Source organism: Escherichia sp. WS33, assembly GCF_046486385.1.
Taxonomy (GTDB): domain Bacteria; phylum Pseudomonadota; class Gammaproteobacteria; order Enterobacterales; family Enterobacteriaceae; genus ECMA0423.
Genome location: NZ_JBJQLJ010000018.1, coordinates 1 through 17,411, shown reverse-complemented (window position 1 = coordinate 17,411; position 17,411 = coordinate 1). Strand labels below are relative to the sequence as shown.

Below are 17,411 nucleotides of genomic sequence, written 5' to 3'. Positions count from 1 at the left end.
TAATGTTTAGAGACGCATTGATAATGTTATTTAATTACTGAGAACGCAATGGCCGCATCATTTAAAAAGAAAAAACTAACAGTGTTTCGGTCTGATATGGATCAGAGTTGAAAAACATGTCTGATATAAAATTGAACATTGTTGATAATTGTTTATATTGGTTGTGAACTTGGATTTCTGGATGACAGTATTCAACAAATTTGCTAGAAGTTTTAAATCTCATTGGTTGTTGTATCTTTGTGTTATTGTTTTTGGTATTACGAACTTAGTCGCCTCTTCCGGCGCGCATATGGTTCAGCGATTGCTGTTCTTCGTCCTGACCATCCTGGTTGTAAAACGTATATCATCCCTTCCGCTTCGCCTGCTTGTTGCCGCACCATTTGTGTTACTGACTGCGGCAGACATGAGTATTAGCCTCTATTCATGGTGTACCTTTGGTACAACTTTCAATGATGGATTTGCGATTAGTGTGCTCCAGAGTGATCCGGATGAAGTTGTCAAAATGCTGGGGATGTATATCCCTTATCTATGTGCTTTTGCTTTTTTATCCCTTCTTTTTTTGGCAGTAATAATAAAATATGATGTTTCCTTGCCGACAAAAAAAGTGACAGGAATATTATTGCTGATTGTCATTTCGGGCAGTTTATTTTCCGCTTGTCAATTTGCTTATAAAGATGCAAAAAATAAAAAAGCGTTCAGTCCATATATACTAGCGTCGCGATTTGCTACCTATACGCCGTTTTTTAATCTCAACTATTTTGCTTTAGCAGCGAAAGAGCATCAAAGATTACTCTCAATTGCAAACACGGTGCCGTATTTTCAATTATCAGTCAGGGATACAGGTATTGATACCTACGTGTTGATTGTGGGGGAGTCTGTACGTGTCGACAATATGTCTTTGTATGGATATACACGCTCTACGACACCGCAAGTTGAAGCACAAAGAAAACAGATCAAACTGTTTAATCAAGCAATAAGCGGCGCACCTTACACTGCGCTGTCGGTTCCCCTTTCTTTAACTGCTGATTCTGTTTTGAGTCATGACATTCATAATTACCCCGACAACATTATTAATATGGCTAATCAAGCAGGATTTCAGACTTTCTGGCTAAGCTCGCAATCCGCTTTTCGGCAGAATGGTACAGCAGTTACCAGTATCGCCATGCGCGCCATGGAAACAGTTTATGTCAGAGGATTTGATGAATTGTTGTTGCCGCATTTATCGCAAGCATTACAGCAAAATACGCAGCAAAAGAAACTGATTGTTCTTCATTTAAATGGAAGCCATGAACCGGCTTGTAGCGCCTATCCGCAATCCAGCGCCGTGTTTCAACCGCAGGACGATCAGGATGCCTGCTATGACAACTCCATTCATTACACAGATAGTTTGCTAGGTCAGGTTTTTGAATTATTAAAAGATCGCCGCGCCTCGGTCATGTATTTTGCCGACCACGGCCTGGAACGTGACCCTACGAAGAAGAACGTCTATTTTCATGGAGGCAGGGAGGCTAGCCAGCAGGCATATCATGTCCCGATGTTTATCTGGTATAGCCCCGTTCTTGGGGATGGCGTGGATCGCACAACGGAAAACAACATCTTTTCGACAGCTTACAATAATTACCTTATTAATGCGTGGATGGGGGTAACAAAGCCGGAACAGCCGCAAACGCTTGAGGAAGTGATTGCACACTATAAAGGAGACTCACGGGTTGTGGATGCAAACCATGATGTTTTCGATTATGTGATGCTCAGAAAGGAGTTTACAGAGGATAAGCAAGGTAACCCCACCTCTGAAGGGCAGGGTTGATGTCGAATTACTGGCCTTTGTTTTCCATATTCTCCACCTGCGGCACGCCTGAAGTGGCAGAGGAGGAGAGCAGGCCAGTTTTGGCATAACCAAAAAGTTTCTCTCGGGTATCAGTGATATCCAGATTACGCATGGTCAATTGACCAATACGATCATCTGGCGAGAACACCGAGTCGCCTTTTTCCATCGTCAGACGCTCTGGCTTGTAGGTCAGGTTCTCTGAGACGGTATTCAGGATTGAATAATCGTTCCCACGGCGCAGCTCCAGGGTAACTTCACCAGTGATCTGGCTGGCAACCCAGCGTTGCAGAGAGTCACGCAGCATCAGCGCCTGGGAGTCAAACCAACGCCCCTGGTACAGCAGACGGCCCAACTGACGACCATGTGCATGATACTGCTCAATGGTGTCTTCGTTGTGAATACCGGTCAACAGACGTTCATAAGCGATATGTAGCAGTGCCATCCCCGGAGCCTCGTAAATACCACGGCTTTTCGCTTCGATGATACGGTTTTCAATCTGGTCGCTCATGCCCAGGCCGTGACGACCGCCGATGCGGTTAGCTTCCAGCATCATTTCTACGTCGTCGCTAAAGGTTTTACCGTTCAGCGCTACCGGATGACCTTGCTCAAAGCGTACTGTGACTTCTTCTGCCGGGATCTTCACGCTCTCATCCCAGAATTTCACGCCCATAATTGGGTTGACGATTTTGACGCTGGAGTTGAGGTATTCCAGATCCTTCGCTTCGTGCGTTGCACCAAGCATGTTGGAGTCTGTGGAGTAGGCTTTTTCGACAGACATTTTGTAGTCGAAACCGCAGGCAATCATAAATTCAGACATCTCATGACGGCCGCCCAGTTCATCAATAAAGTCAGTATCAAGCCACGGTTTGTAAATCTGCAGTTCAGCATTGGTCAGCAGACCATAACGATAGAAACGTTCGATATCGTTTCCTTTATAGGTGCTACCGTCACCCCAGATATTCACGCCATCTTCTTTCATCGCAGCAACCAGCATGGTACCAGTCACGGCGCGGCCCAGCGGCGTCGTGTTGAAATAGGTCAGGCCGCCGGTGGTGTTATGAAATGCGCCACACTGAATAGCGGCAATACCTTCGGCCACCAGTTGTTTGCGGCAGTCGATCAGACGTGCGTTCTCCGCGCCGTATTCCATGGCACGACGAGGGATCGCATCATAATCCTCTTCGTCTGGCTGGCCCAGGTTTGCAGTATATGCATAAGGAACCGCTCCCTTTTGTCGCATCCACAGCAGTGCGGCACTGGTGTCCAGACCGCCGGAAAAAGCGATACCAATACGTTGACCTACCGGGAGATGCTTGAGAATCGTCGTCATAAAATAACACCCTGCTTAATTAACTGATGATGAGCCTGGATTTCCGCTCTCACTGAATTTTTATGCAAAATAAATGAGTTTTCATTTAATCATCTTTTATCGGAGACAGGAAGAGTTTAGTGTGTTTTTTGTAAAATAATGCGCTTAAGGGGGAGCAGGAGAAGGCAAAAGTATTCAACAAATGAAAGTGAACTGGATATTCATTCACATGATTAGCAATAAACGTTGACAAAATGTGGCGTGGATCACTATAATGCCTGCAGATTTTACGTCCCGTCTCGGTACACCAAATCCCAGCAGTATTTGCATTTTTTACCCAAAACGAGTAGAATTTGCCATGTTTCAGGCGCGGGGTGGAGCAGCCTGGTAGCTCGTCGGGCTCATAACCCGAAGGTCGTCGGTTCAAATCCGGCCCCCGCAACCACTTTCCCTTAGAGTCCTTTTTCAAATATACTGTGAAGACTTCGGCCTTCGTAGTGGGATTTGAAAAAATCCTTCTGGAAAGTGCTCCAGACCGCAGTTGCGGTTATAGGGTTCAGTTATATAAAGCCCCGATTTATCGGGGTTTTTTGTTATCTGACTACAGAATAACTGGGCTTTAGGCCCTTTTTTTATGTCTTGGGGGTGGGCTTGTCCACATTAGAGCAAAAATTAACAGAGATGATTACTGCGCCAGTTGAGGCCCTGGGTTTTGAACTGGTTGGCATCGAATTTATTCGCGGTCGCACATCCACACTGCGCATCTATATTGATAGTGAAGATGGCATCAATGTTGATGATTGTGCTGATGTGAGCCACCAGGTAAGTGCTGTGCTGGATGTTGAAGATCCCATCACCGTTGCTTATAACCTGGAAGTCTCCTCACCGGGTCTCGATCGCCCACTGTTCACGGCTGAACACTACGCCCGTTTTGTCGGAGAAGAGGTGACTCTGGTTCTCCGTATGGCGGTACAAAACCGTCGTAAATGGCAGGGCGTTATCAAAGCGGTAGACGGTGAAATGATCACAGTTACCGTCGAAGGTAAAGATGAAGTGTTCGCGCTGAGTAATATCCAGAAGGCGAACCTGGTTCCCCACTTTTAATAGTCTGGATGAGGTGAAAAGCCCGCGATGAACAAAGAAATTTTGGCTGTAGTTGAAGCCGTATCCAATGAAAAGGCGCTACCTCGCGAGAAGATTTTCGAAGCATTGGAAAGCGCGCTGGCGACAGCAACAAAGAAAAAATATGAACAAGAGATCGACGTCCGCGTACAGATCGATCGCAAAAGCGGTGATTTTGACACCTTCCGTCGCTGGTTAGTTGTTGATGAAGTCACCCAGCCGACCAAGGAAATCACCCTTGAAGCCGCACGTTATGAAGATGAAAGCCTGAACCTGGGCGATTACGTTGAAGATCAGATTGAGTCTGTTACCTTTGACCGTATCACTACCCAGACGGCAAAACAGGTTATCGTGCAGAAAGTGCGTGAAGCCGAACGTGCGATGGTGGTTGATCAGTTCCGTGAACACGAAGGTGAAATCATCACCGGCGTGGTGAAAAAAGTAAACCGCGACAACATCTCTCTGGATCTGGGCAACAATGCTGAAGCCGTGATCCTGCGCGAAGATATGCTGCCGCGTGAAAACTTCCGCCCTGGCGACCGCGTTCGTGGCGTGCTCTATTCCGTTCGCCCGGAAGCGCGTGGCGCGCAACTGTTCGTCACTCGTTCCAAGCCGGAAATGCTGATCGAACTGTTCCGTATTGAAGTGCCAGAAATCGGCGAAGAAGTGATTGAAATTAAAGCAGCGGCTCGCGATCCGGGTTCTCGTGCGAAAATCGCGGTGAAAACCAACGATAAACGTATCGATCCGGTAGGTGCCTGTGTAGGTATGCGTGGCGCGCGTGTTCAGGCGGTTTCTACTGAACTGGGCGGCGAGCGTATCGATATCGTCCTGTGGGATGATAACCCGGCGCAGTTTGTGATTAACGCAATGGCACCGGCAGACGTTGCTTCTATCGTGGTGGATGAAGATAAACACACCATGGATATCGCCGTTGAAGCCGGTAACCTGGCGCAGGCGATTGGCCGTAACGGTCAGAACGTGCGTCTGGCTTCGCAGCTGAGCGGTTGGGAACTCAACGTGATGACCGTTGACGACCTGCAGGCTAAGCATCAGGCGGAAGCGCACGCAGCGATCGACACCTTCACCAAATATCTCGACATCGACGAAGACTTCGCGACTGTTCTGGTAGAAGAAGGCTTCTCGACGCTGGAAGAACTGGCCTATGTGCCGATGAAAGAGCTGTTGGAAATCGAAGGCCTTGATGAGCCGACCGTTGAAGCACTGCGCGAGCGTGCTAAAAATGCACTGGCCACCATTGCACAGGCCCAGGAAGAAAGCCTCGGTGATAACAAACCGGCTGACGATCTGCTGAACCTTGAAGGGGTAGATCGTGATTTGGCATTCAAACTGGCCGCCCGTGGCGTTTGTACGCTGGAAGATCTCGCCGAACAGGGCATTGATGATCTGGCTGATATCGAAGGGTTGACCGACGAAAAAGCCGGAGCACTGATTATGGCTGCCCGTAATATTTGCTGGTTCGGTGACGAAGCGTAATAAACTGTAGCAGGAAGGAACAGCATGACAGATGTAACGATTAAAACGCTGGCCGCAGAGCGACAGACCTCCGTGGAACGCCTGGTACAGCAATTTGCTGATGCAGGTATCCGGAAGTCTGCTGACGACTCTGTGTCTGCACAAGAGAAACAGACTTTGATTGACCACCTGAATCAGAAAAATTCAGGCCCGGACAAATTGACGCTGCAGCGTAAAACACGCAGCACCCTTAACATTCCTGGTACCGGTGGAAAAAGCAAATCGGTACAAATCGAAGTCCGCAAGAAACGCACCTTTGTGAAACGCGATCCGCAAGAGGCTGAACGCCTTGCAGCGGAAGAGCAAGCGCAGCGTGAAGCGGAAGAGCAAGCCCGTCGTGAGGCAGAAGAATCGGCTAAACGCGAGGCGCAACAAAAAGCTGAACGTGAGGCCGCAGAACAAGCTAAGCGTGAAGCTGCTGAACAAGCGAAACGTGAAGCTGCGGAAAAAGACAAAGTGAGCAATCAACAAGACGATATGACTAAAAACGCCCAGGCTGAAAAAGCCCGCCGTGAGCAGGAAGCTGCAGAGCTCAAGCGTAAAGCTGAAGAAGAAGCGCGTCGTAAACTCGAAGAAGAAGCACGTCGCGTTGCTGAAGAAGCACGTCGTATGGCGGAAGAAAACAAATGGACTGATAACGCGGAACCGACTGAAGATTCCAGCGATTATCACGTCACTACTTCTCAACATGCTCGCCAGGCCGAAGACGAAAGCGATCGTGAAGTCGAAGGCGGCCGTGGCCGTGGTCGTAACGCGAAAGCAGCGCGTCCGAAGAAAGGTAACAAACACGCTGAATCAAAAGCTGATCGTGAAGAAGCACGCGCAGCAGTACGTGGCGGTAAAGGCGGAAAACGTAAAGGTTCTTCCCTGCAGCAAGGCTTCCAGAAGCCTGCTCAGGCCGTTAACCGTGACGTTGTGATCGGCGAAACTATCACCGTTGGCGAACTGGCGAACAAGATGGCGGTTAAAGGCTCTCAGGTCATCAAAGCGATGATGAAACTGGGCGCAATGGCAACCATCAACCAGGTTATCGATCAGGAAACCGCACAGCTGGTTGCTGAAGAGATGGGCCACAAAGTTATCCTGCGTCGTGAAAACGAGCTGGAAGAGGCGGTAATGAGCGACCGTGACACGGGTGCTGCGGCTGAACCGCGCGCGCCGGTTGTGACCATCATGGGTCACGTTGACCACGGTAAAACCTCTCTGCTGGACTACATTCGTTCAACGAAAGTTGCCTCTGGCGAAGCGGGCGGCATTACCCAGCACATTGGTGCATACCACGTTGAAACTGAAAACGGCATGATCACCTTCCTGGACACCCCGGGGCACGCCGCGTTTACTTCAATGCGTGCACGTGGTGCGCAGGCAACGGACATCGTAGTCCTGGTTGTTGCTGCCGACGACGGCGTGATGCCGCAGACCATCGAAGCAATCCAGCACGCGAAAGCGGCGCAGGTACCGGTGGTGGTTGCAGTGAACAAGATTGATAAACCAGAAGCCGATCCGGATCGTGTTAAGAACGAACTCTCCCAGTATGGCATCCTGCCGGAAGAGTGGGGCGGTGAAAGCCAGTTCGTACACGTATCTGCGAAAGCGGGTACCGGCATCGATGAACTGCTGGACGCTATCCTGCTGCAGGCGGAAGTTCTGGAGCTGAAAGCGGTACGTAAAGGTATGGCGAGCGGTGCGGTTATCGAATCCTTCCTCGATAAAGGTCGTGGTCCGGTTGCTACCGTTCTGGTACGTGAAGGTACTCTGCACAAGGGCGATATCGTTCTGTGTGGCTTCGAATACGGTCGTGTTCGTGCGATGCGTAACGAACTGGGTCAGGAAGTGCTGGAAGCGGGTCCGTCCATTCCGGTGGAAATCCTCGGCCTGTCCGGCGTACCGGCTGCGGGTGATGAAGTTACCGTTGTACGTGACGAGAAGAAAGCGCGTGAAGTTGCACTGTATCGTCAGGGTAAATTCCGCGAAGTTAAACTGGCGCGTCAGCAGAAATCTAAACTCGAGAACATGTTCGCCAACATGACCGAAGGCGAAGTTCACGAAGTGAACATCGTCCTGAAGGCAGACGTACAGGGTTCTGTGGAAGCGATCTCCGACTCCTTGCTGAAACTGTCTACTGACGAAGTTAAAGTGAAGATCATCGGTTCTGGCGTAGGTGGTATCACCGAAACCGACGCCACCCTGGCTGCGGCGTCCAACGCCATCCTGGTTGGCTTCAACGTACGTGCTGATGCCTCTGCACGTAAAGTGATTGAAGCGGAAAGCCTGGATCTGCGTTACTACTCCGTCATCTATAACCTGATTGACGAAGTGAAAGCGGCGATGAGCGGTATGCTGTCTCCGGAACTGAAACAGCAGATTATCGGTCTGGCGGAAGTTCGTGACGTGTTCAAATCGCCGAAATTTGGTGCCATCGCAGGCTGTATGGTTATCGAAGGTGTGGTTAAACGTCACAACCCGATCCGCGTTCTGCGTGACAACGTGGTTATCTACGAAGGCGAGCTGGAGTCCCTGCGCCGCTTCAAAGATGACGTTAACGAAGTCCGTAACGGTATGGAATGTGGTATCGGCGTTAAGAACTACAACGACGTCCGCACTGGCGATGTGATCGAAGTATTCGAAATCATCGAGATCCAACGTACCATCGCTTAAGGTTTTTAGGGTTCCATGCGGGATAAGGCGTTTATGCCGCATCCGGCATGGATTGCCTGATGTGACGCTGGCGCGTCTTATCAGGCCAACGTGAACAGCCCTTCCACCTGAAATTAATTTTAAAAAGGGGCTAACAGCCCCTTTTTTGTCAGGAGAATTTATTATGGCGAAAGAATTTGGTCGCCCGCAGCGCGTAGCGCAGGAAATGCAAAAAGAGATCGCTCTCATCCTGCAGCGTGAAATTAAAGATCCTCGCCTGGGCATGATGACCACCGTTTCCGGTGTCGAAATGTCTCGCGACCTGGCGTATGCCAAAGTATATGTGACGTTCCTCAACGACAAAGATGAAGACGCGGTTAAAGCGGGCATCAAAGCGTTGCAAGAAGCTTCTGGTTTCATCCGCAGCCTGCTGGGGAAAGCGATGCGCCTGCGTATCGTGCCGGAACTGACCTTCTTCTACGACAACTCTCTGGTTGAAGGGATGCGCATGTCAAACCTGGTGACCAGCGTGGTCAAACATGACGAAGAACGTCGTGTTAACCCGGACGACAGCAAGGAGGACTAATGAGTCGTCCTCGTCGTCGCGGTCGCGACATTAACGGCGTTTTGTTGCTGGATAAACCGCAGGGTATGTCCAGCAATGATGCGCTGCAAAAAGTGAAACGGATTTATAACGCCAACCGTGCCGGGCATACCGGTGCGCTGGACCCGCTGGCAACTGGCATGTTGCCAATTTGCCTCGGGGAAGCGACGAAGTTTTCCCAGTATCTGCTGGACTCCGACAAACGCTATCGGGTCATTGCGCGTCTTGGACAGCGTACCGATACTTCTGATGCCGACGGACAAATCGTTGAAGAACGTCCGGTAACCTTTAGCGCAGAGCAACTGGCGGCGGCGCTGGATACTTTCCGTGGCGATATCGAACAGATCCCTTCGATGTATTCAGCACTGAAATATCAGGGTAAAAAACTGTACGAATATGCGCGTCAGGGCATTGAAGTACCGCGTGAAGCGCGCCCGATTACCGTTTATGAATTGCTGTTTATTCGCCACGAAGGCAATGAGCTGGAGCTGGAAATTCACTGCTCAAAAGGCACTTATATCCGCACCATCATTGATGACCTGGGTGAAAAACTCGGTTGTGGCGCGCATGTTATTTACCTGCGTCGTCTGGCGGTAAGTAAATATCCGGTTGAACGGATGGTGACCCTGGAACATCTGCGTGAACTGGTCGAACAAGCCGAACAGCAGGATATTCCGGCTGCGGAGTTACTTGATCCATTACTGATGCCAATGGACAGTCCAGCTTCGGACTACCCGGTGGTGAATCTTCCGTTAACGTCTTCTGTTTACTTCAAAAATGGTAACCCAGTTCGTACATCCGGTGCGCCGCTGGAAGGACTGGTTCGCGTTACAGAAGGTGAGAACGGCAAATTTATCGGTATGGGCGAAATTGACGATGAAGGCCGCGTTGCGCCTCGTCGCCTGGTGGTTGAATACCCGGCGTAATGTTAACCGTCTTGCGATAACAGGTCGCTACGAGTAGAATACTGCCGCTTAACGTCGCGTAAATTGTTTAACACTTTGCGTAACGTACACTGGGATCGCTGAATTAGAGATCGGCGTCCTTTCATTCTATATACTTTGGAGTTTTAAAATGTCTCTAAGTACTGAAGCAACAGCTAAAATCGTTTCTGAGTTTGGTCGTGACGCAAACGACACCGGTTCTACCGAAGTTCAGGTAGCACTGCTGACTGCACAGATCAACCACCTGCAGGGCCACTTTGCAGAGCACAAAAAAGATCACCACAGCCGTCGTGGTCTGCTGCGCATGGTTTCTCAGCGTCGTAAACTGCTCGACTACCTGAAACGTAAAGACGTAGCACGTTACACCCAGCTCATCGAGCGCCTGGGTCTGCGTCGCTAATTCTTGCGAGTTTCAGAAAAGGGGGCCTGAGTGGCCCCTTTTTTCAAGCTGACGGCAGCAATTCACTGGAAACTAATGTATTGTTGCTATGAATGATCTTCCGTTGCAGAGGTTCGCGCGGCTAATGAGAGGCTTTACCCACATAGAGCTGGGTTAGGGTTGTCATTAGTCGCGAGGATGCGCAGAAGATCGGGTATTAACACCAGTGCCGTAAGGTACTGTCTAAGAAAGAGAAAGGATATTACATTGCTTAATCCGATCGTTCGTAAATTCCAGTACGGCCAACACACCGTGACTCTGGAAACCGGCATGATGGCTCGTCAGGCTACTGCCGCTGTTATGGTTAGCATGGATGACACCGCGGTATTTGTTACCGTTGTTGGCCAGAAAAAAGCCAAACCAGGTCAGGACTTCTTCCCACTGACCGTTAACTATCAGGAGCGTACCTACGCTGCTGGTCGTATCCCGGGTAGCTTCTTCCGTCGTGAAGGCCGCCCAAGCGAAGGCGAAACCCTGATCGCGCGTCTGATTGACCGCCCGATTCGCCCGCTGTTCCCGGAAGGCTTCGTCAACGAAGTTCAGGTTATCGCCACCGTGGTTTCTGTTAACCCGCAAGTTAACCCGGATATCGTCGCGATGATTGGTGCTTCCGCAGCACTGTCTCTGTCTGGTATTCCGTTCAATGGTCCGATTGGTGCTGCTCGCGTAGGTTACATCAATGACCAGTACGTACTGAACCCGACTCAGGACGAGCTGAAAGAGAGCAAACTGGATCTGGTTGTTGCCGGTACTGAAGCCGCTGTTCTGATGGTTGAATCTGAAGCTGAACTGCTGAGCGAAGACCAGATGCTGGGCGCAGTAGTGTTCGGTCATGAACAACAGCAGGTTGTTATTCAGAACATCAATGAACTGGTGAAAGAAGCCGGTAAACCACGTTGGGACTGGCAGCCGGAGCCGGTAAACGAAGCGCTGAACGCGCGCGTTGCTGCACTGGCTGAAGCTCGCCTGAGCGATGCTTACCGCATCACCGACAAACAAGAGCGTTATGCGCAGGTTGATGTCATCAAATCTGAAACCATCGCGACGCTGCTTGCTGAAGACGAAACCCTGGACGAAAACGAACTGGGTGAAATTCTGCACGCTATCGAGAAAAACGTTGTTCGTAGCCGCGTACTGGCAGGCGAACCGCGTATCGACGGTCGTGAAAAAGATATGATCCGTGGTCTGGATGTGCGTACTGGCGTGCTGCCGCGTACTCACGGTTCTGCGCTGTTCACCCGCGGTGAAACGCAGGCACTGGTTACTGCAACGCTGGGTACCGCTCGTGACGCGCAGGTTCTTGATGAACTGATGGGCGAACGTACCGATACCTTCCTGTTCCACTACAACTTCCCTCCGTACTCCGTAGGCGAAACCGGCATGGTCGGTTCTCCGAAGCGTCGTGAAATTGGTCACGGTCGTCTGGCGAAGCGCGGCGTGCTGGCAGTCATGCCGGATATGGACAAATTCCCGTACACCGTACGTGTAGTGTCTGAAATCACCGAATCCAACGGTTCTTCTTCTATGGCTTCCGTGTGCGGCGCGTCTCTGGCGCTGATGGACGCAGGTGTGCCAATCAAAGCTGCCGTTGCGGGTATCGCAATGGGTCTGGTGAAAGAAGGCGACAACTACGTTGTACTGTCTGACATTTTGGGCGACGAAGATCACCTGGGCGATATGGACTTCAAAGTTGCAGGTTCCCGCGACGGTATCTCTGCACTGCAGATGGATATCAAAATTGAAGGTATCACCAAAGAGATCATGCAGGTTGCGCTGAACCAGGCTAAAGGTGCGCGTCTGCATATCCTGGGCGTAATGGAACAGGCGATCAACGCGCCGCGTGGCGATATCTCTGAGTTCGCACCGCGTATCCATACCATCAAGATCAACCCGGATAAGATCAAAGACGTTATCGGTAAAGGCGGCTCTGTTATCCGTGCCCTGACCGAAGAAACTGGCACTACCATCGAAATCGAAGATGACGGTACTGTGAAGATCGCAGCGACCGACGGCGAGAAAGCGAAACATGCTATTCGTCGTATCGAAGAGATCACTGCAGAAATCGAAGTGGGCCGCGTCTACACTGGTAAAGTGACCCGTATCGTTGACTTTGGCGCATTTGTTGCCATCGGCGGCGGTAAAGAAGGTCTGGTCCACATCTCTCAAATCGCTGACAAACGCGTTGAGAAAGTGACCGATTACCTGCAGATGGGTCAGGAAGTACCGGTGAAAGTTCTGGAAGTTGATCGCCAGGGCCGTATCCGTCTGAGCATTAAAGAAGCGACTGAGCAGTCTCAACCTGCTGCAGCACCGGAAGCTCCGGCTGCTGAACAGGGCGAGTAAGGTTGCCATTTGCCCTCCGCTGCGGCGGGGGGCTTTTAACCGGGCAGGACGCCTTGTTAGCAACCGGGAACAGGACGTTCATTCAACCGTGGTCTTCGGGAGTGGGAAATGAAGCCTTTTTTGCGCTGGTGTTTCGTTGCGACAGCACTTACGCTTGCAGGATGCAGTAATACTTCCTGGCGTAAAAGTGAAGTCCTCGCGGTACCATTGCAACCGACTTTACAGCAGGAAGTGATTCTGGCACGTATGGAACAAATCCTTGCCAGTCGGGCTTTAACCGATGACGAACGCGCACAGCTTTTATATGAGCGCGGAGTGTTGTATGATAGTCTCGGTCTGAGGGCATTAGCGCGTAACGATTTTTCGCAAGCGCTGGCAATCCGACCGGATATGCCTGAAGTATTCAATTACTTAGGCATATATTTAACGCAGGCAGGCAATTTTGATGCTGCCTATGAAGCGTTTGATTCTGTACTTGAGCTTGATCCAACTTACAACTACGCGCACTTGAATCGCGGGATCGCATTATATTACGGCGGTCGTGACAAGTTAGCGCAAGATGATCTGCTGGCGTTTTATCAAGACGATCCCAATGATCCTTTCCGTAGTCTGTGGCTTTATCTCGCCGAGCAGAAGCTCGATGAGAAGCAGGCTAAAGAAGTGTTGAAACAGCACTTCGAAAAATCGGATAAGGAACAGTGGGGATGGAACATTGTCGAGTTCTACCTGGGCAACATTAGCGAACAAACGTTAATGGAAAGGCTCAAGGCGGACGCAACGGATAACACCTCGCTCGCTGAGCATCTCAGTGAAACCAACTTCTATTTAGGTAAGTACTACCTAAGTCTGGGGGATTTGGACAGCGCCACGGCACTGTTCAAACTGGCGGTTGCCAACAACGTTCATAACTTTGTTGAGCACCGATACGCATTGTTGGAATTATCGCTCCTGGGCCAGGACCAAGATGACCTGGCAGAATCGGACCAGCAATAGCTGACGTACACATCAGCCCGTAATCTTTTTTGATTGCCATCACCTTAACGGGTGAGGGCGTTGTTGTTCGTTAATACACCTACTTTGAGCCGGTTCACACTTTTCAATGAAAATTGCTGATCAATTTCATGATGAGTTATGTAGACTGGCCGCCATTAATTTTGAGGCACACGTACTACATGGCTGAATTCGAAACCACTTTTGCAGATCTGGGCCTGAAGGCTCCTATCCTTGAAGCCCTTAACGATCTGGGTTACGAAAAACCATCTCCAATTCAGGCAGAGTGTATTCCACATCTGCTGAATGGCCGCGACGTTCTGGGTATGGCCCAGACGGGGAGCGGAAAAACTGCAGCATTCTCTTTACCTCTGTTGCAGAATCTTGATCCTGAGCTGAAAGCACCACAGATTCTGGTGCTGGCACCGACCCGCGAACTGGCGGTACAGGTTGCTGAAGCAATGACGGATTTCTCTAAACACATGCGCGGCGTAAATGTGGTTGCTCTGTACGGCGGCCAGCGTTATGACGTGCAATTACGCGCCCTGCGTCAGGGGCCGCAGATCGTTGTCGGTACTCCGGGCCGTCTGCTGGACCACCTGAAACGTGGCACTCTGGACCTCTCTAAACTGAGCGGTCTGGTTCTGGATGAAGCTGACGAAATGCTGCGCATGGGCTTCATCGAAGACGTTGAAACCATTATGGCGCAGATCCCGGAAGGTCATCAGACCGCTCTGTTCTCTGCAACCATGCCGGAAGCGATTCGTCGCATTACCCGCCGCTTTATGAAAGAGCCGCAGGAAGTGCGCATTCAGTCCAGCGTGACTACCCGTCCTGACATCAGCCAGAGCTACTGGACTGTCTGGGGTATGCGCAAAAACGAAGCACTGGTACGTTTCCTGGAAGCGGAAGATTTTGATGCGGCGATTATCTTCGTTCGTACCAAAAACGCGACTCTGGAAGTGGCTGAAGCTCTTGAGCGTAACGGCTACAACAGCGCCGCGCTGAACGGTGACATGAACCAGGCGCTTCGTGAACAGACACTGGAACGCCTGAAAGATGGTCGTCTGGACATCCTGATTGCGACCGACGTTGCAGCCCGTGGCCTGGACGTTGAGCGTATCAGCCTGGTAGTTAACTACGATATCCCGATGGATTCTGAGTCTTACGTTCACCGTATCGGTCGTACCGGTCGTGCGGGTCGTGCTGGCCGCGCGCTGCTGTTCGTTGAGAACCGCGAGCGTCGTCTGCTGCGCAACATTGAACGTACTATGAAGCTGACTATTCCGGAAGTAGAACTGCCGAACGCAGAACTGCTGGGCAAACGCCGTCTGGAAAAATTCGCCGCTAAAGTACAGCAGCAGCTGGAAAGCAGCGATCTGGATCAATACCGCGCACTGCTGAGCAAAATTCAGCCGACTGCAGAAGGTGAAGAGCTGGATCTCGAAACTCTGGCTGCGGCACTGCTGAAAATGGCACAGGGTGAACGTACTCTGATCGTACCGCCAGATGCGCCGATGCGTCCGAAACGTGAATTCCGTGACCGTGATGACCGTGGTCCGCGCGATCGTAACGACCGTGGCCCGCGTGGTGACCGTGAAGATCGTCCGCGTCGTGAACGTCGTGATGTTGGCGATATGCAGCTGTACCGCATTGAAGTGGGCCGCGATGATGGTGTTGAAGTTCGTCATATCGTTGGTGCGATTGCTAACGAAGGCGACATCAGCAGCCGTTACATTGGTAACATCAAGCTGTTTGCTTCTCACTCCACCATCGAACTGCCGAAAGGTATGCCGGGTGAAGTGCTGCAACACTTTACGCGTACTCGCATTCTCAACAAGCCGATGAACATGCAGTTACTGGGCGATGCACAGCCGCATACTGGCGGTGAGCGTCGTGGCGGTGGTCGTGGTTTCGGTGGCGAACGTCGTGAAGGCGGTCGTAACTTCAGTGGTGAACGCCGTGAAGGTGGCCGTGGTGATGGTCGTCGTTTTAGCGGCGAACGTCGTGAAGGCCGCGCTCCGCGTCGTGATGACTCTACCGGTCGTCGTCGTTTCGGTGGTGATGCGTAATCATCGCTGAACAGCGAACACAATCTGTAAAATAATATATACAGCCCCGATTTTTACCATCGGGGCTTTTTTTCTGTCTTTTGTACTCGTGTACTGGTACAGTGCAATGCATAACAACGCAGTCGCACTATTTTTCACTGGAGAGAAGCCCTCATGGCAACACTAACCACCACCCAAACGTCACCGTCGCTGCTTGGCGGCGTGGTGATTATCGGCGGCACCATTATTGGCGCAGGGATGTTTTCTCTGCCAGTGGTCATGTCCGGGGCGTGGTTTTTCTGGTCAATGGCGGCGCTGATCTTTACCTGGTTCTGTATGCTGCATTCCGGCTTGATGATTCTGGAAGCTAACCTGAATTACCGAATCGGTTCGAGTTTTGACACCATCACCAAAGATTTGCTGGGCAAAGGCTGGAACGTGGTCAACGGTATTTCCATTGCCTTTGTGCTCTATATCCTGACCTATGCCTATATTTCTGCCAGTGGTTCAATTCTGCATCACACCTTCGCAGAGATGTCGCTAAACGTCCCGGCACGGGCGGCGGGTTTTGGTTTTGCACTGCTGGTAGCGTTTGTGGTGTGGTTGAGTACTAAGGCCGTCAGCCGCATGACGGCGATTGTGCTGGGGGCGAAAGTCATTACCTTCTTCCTCACCTTTGGCAGCCTGTTGGGGCATGTGCAGCCTGCGACATTGTTCAACGTTGCAGAAAGCAATGCATCTTATGCGCCGTATCTGCTGATGACATTGCCGTTCTGCCTGGCGTCGTTTGGTTATCACGGTAACGTGCCAAGCCTGATGAAGTATTACGGCAAAGATCCGAAAACCATTGTGAAATGCCTGGTGTACGGTACGCTGATGGCACTGGCGCTGTATACCATCTGGTTGCTGGCGACGATGGGTAACATCCCGCGTCCGGAGTTTATCGGTATTGCAGAGAAGGGCGGTAATATTGATGTGCTGGTACAGGCATTAAGCGGCGTGCTGAACAGCCGTAGCCTGGACCTTCTGCTGGTCGTGTTCTCAAACTTTGCGGTAGCGAGTTCGTTCCTTGGCGTAACGCTGGGTTTGTTTGACTATCTGGCAGATCTGTTTGGTTTCGATGACTCAGCCCTGGGGCGCTTGAAAACGGCATTGCTGACCTTTGCCCCGCCTGTTGTGGGTGGTCTACTGTTCCCGAACGGATTCCTGTACGCCATTGGTTATGCTGGTTTAGCAGCTACCATCTGGGCGGCAATTGTTCCGGCGCTGTTAGCCCGCGCATCGCGTAAACGCTTTGGCAGCCCGAAATTCCGCGTCTGGGGCGGCAAGCCGATGATTACGCTGATTCTGGTGTTTGGCGTTGGCAACGCACTGGTCCATATTTTATCGAGCTTTAATTTACTGCCGGTGTATCAGTAATCAGCGGTGCCTTATCCGACATTTCTGCTGCCTACACAATGCCTGATGCGCTTCGCTTATCAGGTCTTGTATTATCCCTCCAGTGCAGAGAAAATCGGCCAGTTTTCTCTGCCTGCAGTCCGCATGCCGTATCGGGCCTTGGGTTCTAACCTGTTGCGTAGATTTATGCAGCGGACTGCCTTTCTCCCA

At 51.0% G+C, this 17,411-nt stretch carries 13 protein-coding genes and 1 tRNA gene; 13 read left to right on the top strand and 1 reads right to left on the bottom strand.

What is annotated here, in order from left to right; genetic code table 11:
- Window positions 1–181 precede the first annotated feature (181 nt).
- Window positions 182–1,807: a phosphoethanolamine transferase gene (locus ACJHXA_RS15270; protein ID WP_001349419.1), complete on the top strand. Its 1,626-nt coding sequence runs from the start codon at window positions 182–184 to the stop codon at window positions 1,805–1,807.
- A gap of 7 nt (window positions 1,808–1,814) precedes the next feature.
- Here ACJHXA_RS15270 and argG read toward each other — a convergent pair whose 3' ends face one another.
- Window positions 1,815–3,158 (bottom strand): argininosuccinate synthase, encoded by a 1,344-nt coding sequence (argG, locus tag ACJHXA_RS15265; RefSeq protein ID WP_000207685.1) that lies wholly within the window; start codon window positions 3,156–3,158, stop codon window positions 1,815–1,817.
- Window positions 3,159–3,505: 347 nt separating this feature from the next.
- On the opposite strand from argG, the gene ACJHXA_RS15260 reads away from it, so the two are divergent.
- The 12 genes from ACJHXA_RS15260 to mtr all read left to right on the top strand — a co-directional run bounded on the left by ACJHXA_RS15260 (window position 3,506) and on the right by mtr (window position 17,222).
- Window positions 3,506–3,582: transfer RNA gene (locus ACJHXA_RS15260), tRNA-Met, on the top strand.
- Window positions 3,583–3,788: 206 nt separating this feature from the next.
- Window positions 3,789–4,241: a ribosome maturation factor RimP gene (rimP, locus tag ACJHXA_RS15255; RefSeq protein WP_001300397.1), complete on the top strand. Its 453-nt coding sequence runs from the start codon at window positions 3,789–3,791 to the stop codon at window positions 4,239–4,241.
- A gap of 27 nt (window positions 4,242–4,268) precedes the next feature.
- Window positions 4,269–5,756 (top strand): transcription termination factor NusA, encoded by a 1,488-nt coding sequence (gene nusA, locus ACJHXA_RS15250; protein WP_001031057.1) that lies wholly within the window; start codon window positions 4,269–4,271, stop codon window positions 5,754–5,756.
- A 24-nt stretch (window positions 5,757–5,780) separates the two neighbouring features.
- Window positions 5,781–8,453 (top strand): translation initiation factor IF-2, encoded by a 2,673-nt coding sequence (gene infB, locus ACJHXA_RS15245; RefSeq protein WP_000133043.1) that lies wholly within the window; start codon window positions 5,781–5,783, stop codon window positions 8,451–8,453.
- A gap of 163 nt (window positions 8,454–8,616) precedes the next feature.
- Window positions 8,617–9,018 carry a 30S ribosome-binding factor RbfA gene (gene rbfA, locus ACJHXA_RS15240; protein WP_001040205.1) on the top strand — a complete coding sequence of 134 codons (402 nt, stop codon included), beginning with the start codon at window positions 8,617–8,619 and terminating at the stop codon, window positions 9,016–9,018.
- Window positions 9,018–9,962 (top strand): tRNA pseudouridine(55) synthase TruB, encoded by a 945-nt coding sequence (truB, locus tag ACJHXA_RS15235; protein ID WP_000089698.1) that lies wholly within the window; start codon window positions 9,018–9,020, stop codon window positions 9,960–9,962. The genes rbfA and truB overlap by 1 nt, the downstream gene beginning before the upstream one ends.
- Window positions 9,963–10,110: 148 nt before the next feature.
- Window positions 10,111–10,380: a 30S ribosomal protein S15 gene (gene rpsO, locus ACJHXA_RS15230; protein WP_000059466.1), complete on the top strand. Its 270-nt coding sequence runs from the start codon at window positions 10,111–10,113 to the stop codon at window positions 10,378–10,380.
- A 246-nt stretch (window positions 10,381–10,626) separates the two neighbouring features.
- Complete coding sequence (gene pnp, locus ACJHXA_RS15225) at window positions 10,627–12,762, top strand: polyribonucleotide nucleotidyltransferase (RefSeq protein ID WP_001298740.1); 2,136 nt, start codon at window positions 10,627–10,629, stop codon at window positions 12,760–12,762.
- Between the two features lie 108 nt (window positions 12,763–12,870).
- Window positions 12,871–13,755 (top strand): lipoprotein NlpI, encoded by an 885-nt coding sequence (nlpI, locus tag ACJHXA_RS15220; RefSeq protein ID WP_000802080.1) that lies wholly within the window; start codon window positions 12,871–12,873, stop codon window positions 13,753–13,755.
- A gap of 106 nt (window positions 13,756–13,861) precedes the next feature.
- A complete protein-coding gene (gene yrbN / locus ACJHXA_RS15215; protein ID WP_010723222.1) occupies window positions 13,862–13,942 on the top strand; it encodes a protein YrbN in 81 nt (26 codons plus the stop codon).
- Window positions 13,935–15,824, top strand: coding sequence for an ATP-dependent RNA helicase DeaD (gene deaD / locus ACJHXA_RS15210; protein ID WP_001295553.1), 1,890 nt, complete (start codon window positions 13,935–13,937; stop codon window positions 15,822–15,824). The genes yrbN and deaD overlap by 8 nt, the downstream gene beginning before the upstream one ends.
- A gap of 153 nt (window positions 15,825–15,977) precedes the next feature.
- Window positions 15,978–17,222, top strand: coding sequence for a tryptophan permease (gene mtr / locus ACJHXA_RS15205; RefSeq protein ID WP_000224340.1), 1,245 nt, complete (start codon window positions 15,978–15,980; stop codon window positions 17,220–17,222).
- The last annotated feature ends 189 nt before the right edge of the window (window positions 17,223–17,411 follow it).

Bases quoted from the DNA above. Each gene is read 5' to 3' on its own strand.
- rpsO (WP_000059466.1), top strand. From the start codon at position 10,111: ATGTCTCTAAGTACTGAAGCAACAGCTAAAATCGTTTCTGAGTTTGGT.
- truB (WP_000089698.1), top strand. From the start codon at position 9,018: ATGAGTCGTCCTCGTCGTCGCGGTCGCGACATTAACGGCGTTTTGTTG.
- rbfA (WP_001040205.1), top strand. From the start codon at position 8,617: ATGGCGAAAGAATTTGGTCGCCCGCAGCGCGTAGCGCAGGAAATGCAA.
- argG (WP_000207685.1), bottom strand. From the start codon at position 3,158: ATGACGACGATTCTCAAGCATCTCCCGGTAGGTCAACGTATTGGTATC.
- mtr (WP_000224340.1), top strand. From the start codon at position 15,978: ATGGCAACACTAACCACCACCCAAACGTCACCGTCGCTGCTTGGCGGC.
- infB (WP_000133043.1), top strand. From the start codon at position 5,781: ATGACAGATGTAACGATTAAAACGCTGGCCGCAGAGCGACAGACCTCC.
- yrbN (WP_010723222.1), top strand. From the start codon at position 13,862: ATGAAAATTGCTGATCAATTTCATGATGAGTTATGTAGACTGGCCGCC.
- ACJHXA_RS15270 (WP_001349419.1), top strand. From the start codon at position 182: ATGACAGTATTCAACAAATTTGCTAGAAGTTTTAAATCTCATTGGTTG.
- nlpI (WP_000802080.1), top strand. From the start codon at position 12,871: ATGAAGCCTTTTTTGCGCTGGTGTTTCGTTGCGACAGCACTTACGCTT.
- deaD (WP_001295553.1), top strand. From the start codon at position 13,935: ATGGCTGAATTCGAAACCACTTTTGCAGATCTGGGCCTGAAGGCTCCT.
- nusA (WP_001031057.1), top strand. From the start codon at position 4,269: ATGAACAAAGAAATTTTGGCTGTAGTTGAAGCCGTATCCAATGAAAAG.